The following is an 11,432-nucleotide window of genomic DNA, read 5'->3' on the forward strand; positions in this document are numbered from 1 at the left end:
TGCGTCCGGTGATCTCCGCCAGCGGCGCGTACTGGAGGTTGGTCAGGCCGGCGCCGTGCTCCTTGTCCGGCAGGAACAGGTTCCACAGACCGCGCCTGCGGGCCTCCGCCTTGAGCTCCTCGATGACCGGCGGCGCGTCCCACGAGGTCGGGTTGTCCAGCACCCACTGCTTGTGCACGGCCTCGGCCGGGTACACATGGGACTCCATGAAGTCGGTCAGCTGACCGATCAGCTCCTGGGTCCGCTGGTCGTACTCGAACTCCATCAGAACCTCTCAAGGGGACGGTCGTCTTCAGGCGTCAGGGGAATTGAGCCGCCCTGCGGAGTAGACAGGGGCGGTTTGTACACTATGGCCGTGTCTCTAACGGTGACCGCCCGTGCGCGCAGCGTGCACGACTTGGCGTGGTGCCCCGCGTGCTCATGGCGCGAGGTCAGGGCCGGTGGTGTGTGAGGCGGTCGTTCAAGTTCCTGTTGCGCCCCGCCGGCAAGCAGTCCACCGCATTGACGGAAATGCTGCGGGATCACTGTTCCCTGTACAACGGAGCGTTGCAGGAACGCCGTGACGCCTACCGGCACCTCTCGAAAACCACCGTCCGCTACCGTGACCAGTCCGCCCAGCTCAAGGACATCCGGGCCTTCGATCCCGAGCGCCACGGCCGGTGGTCGTTCTCCTCCCAGCAGGCCACCCTGAGGCGTCTGGACAAGGCGTTCGCCGCGTTCTTCCGGCGTGTCAAGGCCGGAGACAGGCCCGGCTACCCGAGGTTTCGCGGTGTGTGCCGGTTCGACACGGTGGAGTTCCCCAAGGACGGTGACGGCTGCCGTTGGGACTCCACTCCGAAGGACACGGTGACGCGCGTTCGTCTGCACGGCGTGGGACATGTCCGGGTCCACCAGCACCGTCCGATCACCGGCACCGTCAAGACGATCAGCGTGAAGCGTGAGGGCGGGCGCTGGTTTGTGATCTTGTCCTGTGACGGGGTGCAGGCTGTGCCGCTGCCCGTCACAGGCCGCCAGGTTGGCATCGACATGGGCATCGCGCACTTCGTGACCACCAGCGACGGGACGCACGTGGCGAACCCTCGGCACGGCCGTGACGCCGCCGCCGCGCTGAAGCAGGCGCAGCAGGCGTTGTCGCGTTGTCGGCGCGGCTCGAACCGGCGACTCAAGGCTCGCCGCAGGGTTGCCGCGCTGCACGCAGTGGTCCGCCGCCGGCGCCTGGACCACGCGCACAAGGCCGCTCTTGCCCTCGTGCGTGACGCGGATGTCATCGCCTACGAGGCGCTGCGGATCGCGAACATGGTTCGCGCGCCAAAACCCCGGCCCGACCCCGAGCAGTCGGGCGTTTTCCTGTCCAACGGGGCGGCGGCCAAGGTTGGATTGAACCGAGGTATCCACGACGCGGGTTGGGGGGTGTTCCTGGGTATCCTCGAGGGCAAGGCTGAAAGCGCCGGTCGACGACTGGTCCCGGTGGACGCCCGCGACACATCGCGTACGTGTCCCGACTGTGGGCACGTGGCCAAGGACAACCGGCTCGCCCAAGCTGAATTCGTTTGTGTGGCGTGTGGGCACACCGCCAACGCCGATGTGGTCGGCGCGCTCAATGTCGCACACAGGGCCGGGCTGGTCCTGCGCGAAGCCCCAGCGGCTTAGCGAGAAGCCGCCGACTTCACTCGGCGGAGGAGTCACCAGTCCTCCTTGACTGCGGCGGCGACCGCGGCGGCGCCGTGTTCGACGAGCGGGCCGACGAGGGCGCCGATCCGCTCGAATCCGGCGCCGACCGTGCCGCCCTGCACGAACCGGTAGTGGATGCCCTCCAAGATCACCGCGAGCTTGAAGTAGGCGAAGGCGACGTACCAGCCGAGGCCGGCGACGTCGATGCCGGTGCGACGCGCGTAGCGCTCGATGAGCGCGTCGACCGTGGGGAAGCCGGGGGTGGCGCTGACGCCGTTGGTGATCGGGTCGTCCTCCTGGCCCACGCCCTGCCAGTAGACGACGAACAGGCCCAGGTCGGACAGCGGGTCGCCGAGGGTGGACATCTCCCAGTCCAGCACCGCGCTGATGGCCAGCGGCTCGGTCGTGACGAGCGCGTTGTCCAGCCGGTAGTCGCCGTGCACGATCGTGGTCCGCTGCGCGGCCGGCACGGTCGCGGCCAGCCGGGCGTGCAGCTCCTCGATGCCGGGCAGGTCCCGGCTGCGGGAGGCGTCCAGCTGCTTGCGCCAGCGGGCGACCTGCCGGGTCATGAAGCCCTCGGGACGGCCGAAGTCACCCAGCCCGACCTGCTGGGGGTCGACCTCGTGCAGCTCGGCCAGCACGTCGATCAGCTCGTCGGCGATCAGCGCGGCCTGCCGCTCGGACAGGCCCGCGGTGTCGGCGCGGGACCGCATCGGCGTGCCCTCGACCCGTTCCATCAGATAGAACGGCGCGCCGATGACCGACGCGTCGTCGCAGAACAGCTCGGTCTTCGGCACCGGAACCTTGGTCGGGGCCAGCGCGGAGATCACGCGGAACTCGCGGCCCATGTCGTGCGCGGTGGCCAGCACGTGGCCCAGGGGCGGCCGGCGCAGCACCCAACTGTGGGTGCCGTCGCCGACGCGGTAGGTCAGGTTGGACCGCCCGCCCGGGATGACCTCGGCGGTCAGCGGGCCGGCCAGCACACCCGCGGCGTCCAGGTGCTTGGCCAGGGCCTCGACGTCCAACCCGGGCAGCGCGTTCACAGGTCCTCCCCCAGCAGTTCGGCCAGCTCCGCGCGGGTGCTGGCGGGATCGAGGTGTCGAATGCCGTGCATGCCGATCTTCTGCGCGGCCCGCACGTTGGCCGTGAAGTCGTCGACGAAGACCACCCGCTGCGCGGGCAGGTCGAGGCGCTCCAGCAGCAGCCGGTAGATGGGCTCGTCGGGCTTGCGCAGGCCGACCTCGCCGCTGATGACGACCACGTCGCACAGCTCGGCCAGCATCTCGTGCGGGTAGTCGTTGCCCCAGCTGTTGGACAGCAGCCCGATACGCAGGCCGTGTTTGCGCAGGTCGCGCACCAGCTGCGTCATCTCGTCGCTGGGCTTCATGCCCGCGAACAGCCGGCCCAGCACGCCCTCGGCCGCGACGGGCGAGCCGGTGGTGCTGACGAGGCGGGCGGCGAACCGGCGCTCGAACTCCGCCACCTCCAGCTCGCCGGTCTCCAGCCGGTGGATGGGGTTGCCGGGCTCGGCGTCGCGGCCCAGCCAGTCCCGCATCAGGGTGGCGAAGCCGTCCGGGTCGATGCCGTCGGCCCGCAGCCAACTGCCGGTCGCGGCGCTCAAGGGCGTGGTGAGCACGCCGCCGTAGTCGAACACGACGGCGTCCACCTGGTCACGTGTCGGCACGCCGCGATAGTACCGACCGGTTGGTATGTCGACAACGGGAGGAGCCTCCGTGTCACGCCGTGCACCAGCGCTGCCCTGTCTGATCAGTTTCGGCGCCGCGCGGCCATGATCGGTTCATCATGGCCTGGTGGAGGAGAATGCGCTGGTCCACCGCGTTCGACAGTCGATCATCGGCGACGGCCGGCCGCTGGTCGGCCCGTATGGGAAACGCCGGCTGGTCTACGCGGACCACACTGCGTCCGGCCGGGCCGTGGGCTTCGTCGAGACCTTCATCCGCGACCAGGTGCTGCCCTGGTACGCCAACACCCACAACGACTCCTCGGCCACGGCGGCGCAGACCAACGCGCTGCGGGAGGACGCCCGGCGCGCGATCCGGGACGCCGTCGGCGGCGGCGAGGACACCGTGGTCATCTTCAGCGGATCGGGAGCCACCGGCGCCATCAGCAAACTGATCGACATTCTCGGGCTGCGTGTGCCGGCCGTGTTGCAGGACCGTCACCGGCTGACCGACGCGATCCCCACGCGAGACCGTCCGGTGGTGTTCATCGGACCGTTCGAGCACCACTCGAACGAGCTGCTGTGGCGGGAATCCATCTGCGAGGTCGTGACCATTCCGGAGGACGCGAGCGGGCAGCCCTCGCACTCGGCCCTGCGCGAGGAGCTGGTCCGCCACGCCGACCGCTCGGTGAAGATCGGGGCGTTCTCCGCGGCGTCCAACGTGACCGGCATCGTCGCCGACACCCACCGGATCTCCGACCTGCTGCATCAGCACGGCGCGCTCGCGTTATGGGACTTCGCGGCCGCCGCGCCCCATGGCGCCGTGCGCATGCACGACGAATGCGACGACCATCCCCTGTCCTACAAGGACGCGGTGTTCATCTCCCCGCACAAGTTCCTCGGCGGTCCCGGCACGCCCGGCGTGCTGGTGGTGCGCCGGGAACTGCTGGGCAACCGGGTGCCGAGCGTTCCCGGTGGCGGGACCGTCGACTACGTCAGCCCGACCGAGCAGCACTACATCGCTGACGCCGCGCACCGTGAGGAAGGCGGCACGCCCGCGATCGTGGAGTCGATTCGCGCCGGCCTGGCGTTCGGCCTGCAACAAGCGGTCGGCGCAGAGGTGATCCATGAGCGGGAGCAGGCCTTCCTGCGGCGGGCGCTCGATTCGTGGTCGACCAACCCGAACCTGGAGGTCCTCGGCAACCTCGACGCCGACCGGCTGGCGATCGTGTCGCTGATGATGACGGGGCCGGGCGGGAAGCGGCTGCACCACAACTATGTGGTGACGCTGCTCAGCGACCTGTACGGCATCCAGGTCCGCGGCGGCTGCTCCTGCGCGGGCCCCTACGGGCATCGCCTGCTCGGCATCGATCCGGACCTCTCCCGGCGGTTCGAGCGCGAGATCCTCGCCGGTCGGGAGGGCATCAAACCCGGTTGGGTGCGGGTGAGCTTCAACTACGCGATGTCCGACACGGTCGTCGACTACGTGATCGAAGCCGTGCACCAGGTGGCCACCTGGGGGTGGAAGCTGCTCGGCGACTACCGGTTCGATCCGTTGACCGGTTTGTGGCGCCATCATCGCGCGACCGGACCGCGGGTGCGCCTGGCCGACATGCGCTACGACGTCAACCGCCCGCGGCTGGTCGACCAGGTGGGAGAGGACGCCCTGGCCGGCCATCTCGACGACGCCGCCCGCGTTTTCGCCGGCGCGGACCGACCCGACGACCGGGGGCCGGCCCGCGTGTCCGGCGACTTCGACGACCTGCGGTGGTTCGAGCTGCCCGTCGTCTGCCTGTCCTGACGGTCGGCTACTTCCCCACGTACTCGGCCAGGTGCTGGCCGGTCAACGTCGACTTGTCCTTCACCAGGTCGGCGGGCGTGCCCTCGAAGACGATCTGACCGCCGTCGTGGCCGGCGCCCGGGCCGAGGTCGATGATCCAGTCGGCGTGGGCCATCACGGCCTGGTGGTGCTCGACGACGATCACCGACTTCCCGCTGTCCACCAGCCGATCCAACAGGCCCAGCAGCTGCTCGACGTCGGCCAGGTGCAGGCCGGTGGTCGGCTCGTCCAGGACGTAGACGCCGCCGTTGGCCCCCATGTGGCTGGCCAGCTTGAGCCGCTGCTGCTCGCCGCCGGACAGGGTGGTCAGCGGCTGGCCGAGGCTGAGGTAGCCGAGGCCGACATCGGCCAGCCGGTCGAGGATGGCGTGCGCGGCCGGGATGTGGGCCTCGCCCGCGCCGAAGAACTCGACGGCCTCGGTCACCGACATGGCCAGCACCTCGCTGATGTCCCGCCCGCCGAGCTTGTACTCCAGCACCGAGGCCAGGAACCGCTTGCCCTCGCACACCTCGCACATCGTGGAGACGGTGGCCATCACGCCGAGGTCGGTGTAGATCACGCCGACGCCGTTGCAGTTCGGGCAGGCGCCCTCGGAGTTGGCGCTGAACAGGGCCGGCTTGACGTTGTTGACCTTGGCGAAGGCCTTGCGGATCGGCTCCAGCAGGCCGGTGTAGGTGGCGGGGTTGCTGCGCCGGGAGCCGCGGATCGGGGTCTGGTCCACCGACACCACACCCAGGTCGGTCGGGATGGAGCCGTGCACGAGGGAGCTCTTGCCGGAGCCGGCCACGCCGGTGATGACCGTGAGCACGCCGAGCGGGATGTCCACGTCGACCTTGCGCAGGTTGTGGGCGGTCGCGCCGCGGATCTCCAGCGCGCCTGAGGGTTCCCGCACGGACTTCTTGACCGACGACCGGTCGTCGAAGTGCCGGCCGGTGACGGTGCCGCTCTTGCGCAGGCCCGCGACCGTGCCCTCGAAGCACACCTCGCCGCCGGCCGAGCCGGCGCCCGGGCCGAGGTCGATCACGTGGTCGGCGATGGCGATGGTGTTGGGCTTGTGCTCCACGACAAGGACGGTGTTGCCCTTGTCGCGCAGGCGGAGCAGCAGCTCGTTCATGCGCTGGATGTCGTGCGGGTGCAGGCCGATCGTCGGCTCGTCGAAGACGTAGGTGACGTCGGTGAGCGAGGAGCCGAGGTGACGGATCATCTTCACCCGCTGGGCCTCGCCGCCGGACAGCGTGGCCGCCGGCCGGTCCAGGGACAGGTAGCCGAGGCCGATCTCCACGAACGAGTCGAGGGTGTGGACCAGCTTCTCCAGCAGCGGCGCGACCGACGGCTCCTTCAGGCCACGCACCCACTCGGCCAGGTCGCTGATCTGCATTGCGCAGGCGTCGGCGATGCTGATCTTCTTGATCTTGGACGAGCGCGCGCCCTCGCTCAGGCGAGTGCCAGCGCACTCGGGGCAGACGGTGAACGTGACAGCGCGGTCCACGAACGCCCGGATGTGCGGCTGCATGCCCTCCTTGTCCTTGGACAGGTAGGACTTCTGGATGCGGGGGATCAGACCTTCGTAGGTCATGTTGATGCCCTCGATCTTCATCCGCACCGGTTCCTTGTGCAGGAAGTCGTTGAGCTCCCGCTTGGTGTACCTGCGGATGGGCTTGTCGGCGTCGACGAAGCCGGACGAGGCGTAGAGGCGGTAGTTCCAGCCGCCGGGCGTGTAGCCGGGGACGGTCAGCGCGCCCTCGGCCAGGGACTTGCTGTCGTCGTAGAGCTGGGTGAGGTCGATGTCGGTGACGTTGCCGCGGCCCTCGCAGCGCGGGCACATGCCGCCCGTGATGCTGAAGGTGCGCTTCTCCTTGACCTGCCGGCCGCCCTTCTCCATGGTGACCGCGCCCGCGCCGCTGACCGAGGCCACGTTGAAGGAGAAGGCCTGCGGGGAGCCGATGTGCGGCTTGCCCAGGCGGCTGAACAGGATGCGCAGCATCGCGTTGGCGTCGGTGGCCGTGCCGACCGTGGAGCGCGGGTCCGCGCCGAGCCGCTGCTGGTCCACGGTGATCACGGTGGTCAGCCCGTCCAGCACGTCCACGTCCGGGCGGGCCTGGTTGGGCATGAAGCCCTGGACGAACGCGCTGTAGGTCTCGTTGATCATCCGCTGCGACTCGGCGGCGATGGTGGCGAACACCAGCGAGCTCTTGCCCGAGCCGGACACGCCGGTGAACACGGTCAGCCGCCGCTTGGGAATCTCGACGCTGACGTCGCGCAGGTTGTTCTCGCGCGCGCCCAGCACCCGGATCAGGTCGTGGCTGTCGGCGACGTGTCCTGGTGTCTTCGGGGTGCTGGCCTTGCTCATCGTGGCTCCATCGATCCGGCGGACGCGGGCAACTGCCCACTGTCTACCTGACGGATGACGGCCGCTGTGTGTGACGCGCCCCCGACGCAGGGAAGGACGCCTTACCCGCGGTCAACGAAGGTAAGGCGTCCTTCCCTGCACAAGACGGGGGAATCAGCCGCGGACGACCAGGACGGGGCAGAGGGCGTGGTGCAGGGCGTCCCGGGTGACGCCGCCGAGGCGGCCGGGGCCGCCGGAGCCGACGACGATCAGGTCGGTGTGGGTGCGGGTGGCCACCAGTTCGTAGGGCTGGGCGCGGACGGCCTCGTAGTTGGCCGACAGCTGGCGGTTGACCGTGGCCAGGAAGTCCTTGGCGTGGTCGAGGACCCGGCCGTGCACGTCGCCGGAGGGGCTGGCGGTGCGGCCGGACGGGGTCGGCCAGGCGTGGGCGACGTGCAGCTTGGCGTGGAAGGTCGCGGCCAGCTCGGCGGCGCGGCGCAGCACGGGGCGGTCCTCGGCGTCGCCGCTGACCAGCGCGGTGATGACCGAGTGCATGCCGTGCACGGCGGCGTCCAGGCCGCGCACCACGACTGTGTCGCAGTGCGCGGCGGCGACCACGGGAAGGACCCAGCGGCCCAGCCCGATGGTCACGTGCTGCCGGCCGCGGCAGCCCAGCACGACCAGCTCCGCGTGCTCGCTGGCGGGCACCAGCGTGCGCAGCGGATCTTCGGAGTTCTCCACGATGCTGACCGGCAGCGGCTGCATGGTGGCCAATTGGTCTTCTGCCGAAGGTTCACCCGGAAGGGTGGAATCGGCGTACACGGTGAGGGATTCTCCGCGCAGCCAGGCGTATCTGGCCGCCCAGCCGAGGGCCGCGGAGCCCCACGGCGAGCCGTCGGCGCCGACCACGACGCTGGGCCCGAACCCCTCCGGGGACAGGTGATGGGGACGCGTCGTCGTCGCGCTGGGCATTACTCTCGCCATGCGAACCCTCCTGGCGGCACAGGGAATCTCGCACGTACCGGGATACCTGACACACTCTGCACCCCGACCGCGTTGATCGCCAGGGGCCGAGTTGGATTGGTTCAGTTACGCACCACCAGCACGGGCGATCGGGAATGGTACAGGGCCGCTTTGGTCATGGGATCAAGGCGGTTCCGATCGGTGAGACGGGTGTCGCCGATCACCAACAGGTCGGTGTCGGGGCAGGCGACGGCGGCCTCCGGCGGCTGGCAGGCGTAGGAGCGGAGGTCGGGGCTGACCTTCGGGGCCAGCTTCGCCAGCTGCGCCGCGGCCCGCTCCAGCACGGTGGCCGAGCCCAGCTGCTCGGGCAGCCAGCGCGGGCCGGCGGGCGGCGTCACGTGCACGACACGAACCTTGGCCTGCAGCGACGTCGCCAGCTTGGCGACCTTGGCCAGCACGGCGATGTCCTCGCTGCCGCCACGGACCATGGCGGTGATCCAGCGGGTGCGACCGTGCAGCGAGGCCGGCATCCCCCGCACCACAACGGTGTCGCAGCGGGCGCGGGTGACGATCGGGATGACGCTGCGGCCGACGCCCAGCGTGCCGTGGTGGTAGCCGCGGCAGCCGAGCACGACCAGGTCGGCGTCGGCGCTGGCGCCCACCAGCGTGCCGACGGGATCGGGGCCGGCGCGCAGGATGCGCACCGGCAGCATCGGCATCGCCCGCAGCGTGGCGCCGATGCCGGCGTCGGTGGGGATGTCGTCGGGGATGTCGACGTAGCGACGGTCGGCCTGGTGGACCTCGAGTTCGGCGCCGACCACGCAGGCGTGGCGGGCGGCCCAGCCCAGTGCGGCGTCCCCCCAGTAGGAGCCGTCGGTGCCGACCGCTATTCGTTTGGTCACGACGGGCGTGGCCACCGCGGTGACGAGCTTGGTTCTGGTGACGACCGGTGCGTTGAGCGTTGCGGCGGCGTGCGCTTGCGCCATGACCATCCTCCTGGCGCCGATGACGGCGATCTCTCCCGGGATGTCTCTACCTTGGCCTGTTCTCATGACCAATTCCAGTGGCCAGACGTTACGAAGCATTTAACTCTGGCGCTCGTGTACGCCCGTATGTCCGCAGTGGACGGACCGGGGCGAACGGTCCGAACACGGGTTTTGCCCTCCGGCGCGGATGACCTCGGGGTCCTCGGTGTCGTCGTCGTGACGTCGGACTCAGCCGCCTCCGTCACCCGTACGGCCCCGGCAGTGCGCTTGTAGTGAAGAGGAAGTACTCGTCCCACCAGCGGATCCCCCTCTGCCTAGGACGCCAGTGGCGCGAAGCCTAACCGGGGCGGACTAGGTGTTCCGGTAGAGCGGGCGTCCTCTTGGGACTCCACGTTGTCCAAGGCCGGGGCGGCGGCGGCAGGTCTGGCGGCACGCGAGTGCCCCGGGCGGCGAAACCGCTCGGGGCACCGGGTGCCAGAATTAACCTTCAGCGCTTGACAACGCTGTCAGAAACCATTTGCTTCCCGCGGGAAAACAAAAAGTGACCGGCGGCACGTAAACGATTCAGGTGACGCATTATGCACAGTGCAAAGCGTGGATCACGCCGGTCCGAGCCGTCGGGCCGAGTGGACGGTCCGTGCGGTGAGCACGAATGCGTCCGGCCGCCACAGCAGGCTCTCGCGGTCGTCGTCGTGCACCAGCCGGTCGATCACCGCGTGGTCGGCTGCATCGATCCGGTCGCCCAGCATTTCCCGTTGCCGCACAAGCAGGTCCCGCAGCAGCAGCCGCGGCTCGGTGTCCAGCGGGGCCGGCAGGTCGACCAGGAAGGTGCGGCTGGCGCTGGGCATCAGGCCGGCCTTGGCCAGCATCGCCGGCCAGTCCTCCACCGTCCGCGTCGAGCCCGGCAGGCCGTCCCGCATGTCGCTGAACCACTCGTCGTTGGCCGCGTCGAGCCGGGACTGCAGGCCCGGTCGGCCGATGCCGATGTCCCGCGGCAGGAACCGCATCGTCAGCCCGCCCTCGACGACCGCGAGCACGCCGCCCGGTCGCAGCAGCCCGGCCAGCCGGTTGAGCGCCTCCTGCTGATCGCCGATGTGGTGCATCACGCCGCTGGTCCACACGACGTCGGCCGGGCCCAGCTCGCCGAACGCCTCCGGCAGATCGGCCCGCAGTGTCGTGATCTCCACGCCCAGCCGCGCCGCCCGCTTCTGGGCCAGGGCCAACAACTCCGGCGCACGGTCGGCCGCAACCACCTCGGCGTCGCCGAAGGCGTCGGCCAGCGCGCAGGCCGCGACGCCGGGGCCGCTGCCCACGTCGAGCACCCGCGCCGGCTCGTCGGCCTGCACCCGCAGCCAGTCCATCGCCTGGTCCAGGAAGTCCCGGTGCACCTCGGCGTTGCGCTCCAGCATCTCGCCCAGCGACGCCCAGTCGTAGTCGTCGCCGGAGTGCCCATGTCCGTGCCCGTGCCCGTGTCCCTGGCTCATCGCGTGTCCCCTCCTCGGTGTCTCTGTCGTACACCGTGGGCCAAGCGCGAGCGAGGTGGCAAACTACCTTGCCGTTTCGGCAACTACCCGGATCGGCACGTCGGCGTCGGCGAAGGCGAGCAGTCGGTGGGCCTCCTCCTCGATCTCGTCCGGCAGGGACCGGAACGGGGTGATGGTGAGGGCGTCGGGGCCGAGTTTCCAGCTGGCGGCGACGAAGCCGTCGAGCAGGACGGTGCCGCGGATCAGGCCGTTGTTGGTGAAGGTGCGCCGTCGGTCCTCCTCGGAGATCACGCGGGTGCGGTCGGCGTGGGCGAGCAGGCAGTTGTCGAACTCGGGCAGGAAACGGATCGGCGCCGGTGTGTCCGGGTGGGGGCGGCGCGCGTCGGGGAGGTCGAACAGCGCCACGCCGTTTTCGTCGGTGAAGGTCTTCAGCTCCAGTCCTAAGACCTCGCGCAGGCGGGTGAGGCCGGACCAGGCC

9 protein-coding genes and 1 pseudogene are annotated in these 11,432 nt (G+C 69.9%); 2 read left to right on the forward strand and 8 right to left on the reverse strand.

The features are described 5' to 3' along the window. Positions 1-265, reverse strand: a pseudogene (locus KUTG_RS60455) (acyl-CoA dehydrogenase); the annotation flags it as partial. 140 nt (positions 266-405) lie between these two features. On the opposite strand from KUTG_RS60455, the gene KUTG_RS00800 reads away from it, so the two are divergent. Next, the gene (locus KUTG_RS00800) at positions 406-1,650 is read left to right on the forward strand and encodes an RNA-guided endonuclease InsQ/TnpB family protein (protein WP_232240576.1); all 1,245 of its coding nucleotides are present in this window, start codon (positions 406-408) and stop codon (positions 1,648-1,650) included. A 32-nt stretch (positions 1,651-1,682) separates the two neighbouring features. Here KUTG_RS00800 and KUTG_RS00805 read toward each other — a convergent pair whose 3' ends face one another. Then, a complete protein-coding gene (locus KUTG_RS00805) occupies positions 1,683-2,714 on the reverse strand; it encodes a phosphotransferase family protein (protein ID WP_043714205.1) in 1,032 nt (343 codons plus the stop codon). After that, complete coding sequence (locus KUTG_RS00810) at positions 2,711-3,355, reverse strand: HAD family hydrolase (RefSeq protein ID WP_043714206.1); 645 nt, start codon at positions 3,353-3,355, stop codon at positions 2,711-2,713. The genes KUTG_RS00805 and KUTG_RS00810 overlap by 4 nt, the downstream gene beginning before the upstream one ends. Positions 3,356-3,482: 127 nt before the next feature. On the opposite strand from KUTG_RS00810, the gene KUTG_RS00815 reads away from it, so the two are divergent. Next, entirely contained in the window at positions 3,483-5,153 is a 1,671-nt protein-coding gene (locus KUTG_RS00815) for an aminotransferase class V-fold PLP-dependent enzyme (protein ID WP_043714208.1), read from the forward strand. A gap of 7 nt (positions 5,154-5,160) precedes the next feature. On the opposite strand, the gene KUTG_RS00820 is transcribed toward KUTG_RS00815, so the two are convergent. The 5 genes from KUTG_RS00820 to KUTG_RS00840 form a co-directional block, all read right to left on the reverse strand. After that, complete coding sequence (locus tag KUTG_RS00820; protein WP_043714210.1) at positions 5,161-7,542, reverse strand: ATP-binding cassette domain-containing protein; 2,382 nt, start codon at positions 7,540-7,542, stop codon at positions 5,161-5,163. 153 nt (positions 7,543-7,695) lie between these two features. After that, a complete protein-coding gene (locus KUTG_RS00825) occupies positions 7,696-8,505 on the reverse strand; it encodes a universal stress protein (RefSeq protein ID WP_084578753.1) in 810 nt (269 codons plus the stop codon). 101 nt (positions 8,506-8,606) lie between these two features. Continuing rightward, positions 8,607-9,470: a universal stress protein gene (locus KUTG_RS00830; protein WP_157494164.1), complete on the reverse strand. Its 864-nt coding sequence runs from the start codon at positions 9,468-9,470 to the stop codon at positions 8,607-8,609. A gap of 599 nt (positions 9,471-10,069) precedes the next feature. Continuing rightward, complete coding sequence (locus tag KUTG_RS00835) at positions 10,070-10,954, reverse strand: class I SAM-dependent methyltransferase (protein WP_043714216.1); 885 nt, start codon at positions 10,952-10,954, stop codon at positions 10,070-10,072. 63 nt (positions 10,955-11,017) lie between these two features. Then, positions 11,018-11,432, reverse strand: a 415-nt coding sequence (locus tag KUTG_RS00840; RefSeq protein ID WP_043714218.1) for a DNA glycosylase AlkZ-like family protein, incomplete at its 5' end; no start/stop codon positions are given.

Source organism: Kutzneria sp. 744 (assembly GCF_000568255.1).
Classification (GTDB): domain Bacteria; phylum Actinomycetota; class Actinomycetes; order Mycobacteriales; family Pseudonocardiaceae; genus Kutzneria.

Coding starts and splice junctions, on each gene's coding strand:
- KUTG_RS00820 (WP_043714210.1), bottom strand. CDS start 7,542: ATGAGCAAGGCCAGCACCCCGAAGACACCAGGACACGTCGCCGACAGC.
- KUTG_RS00825 (WP_084578753.1), bottom strand. CDS start 8,505: ATGGCGAGAGTAATGCCCAGCGCGACGACGACGCGTCCCCATCACCTG.
- KUTG_RS00830 (WP_157494164.1), bottom strand. CDS start 9,470: ATGGCGCAAGCGCACGCCGCCGCAACGCTCAACGCACCGGTCGTCACC.
- KUTG_RS00835 (WP_043714216.1), bottom strand. CDS start 10,954: ATGAGCCAGGGACACGGGCACGGGCACGGACATGGGCACTCCGGCGAC.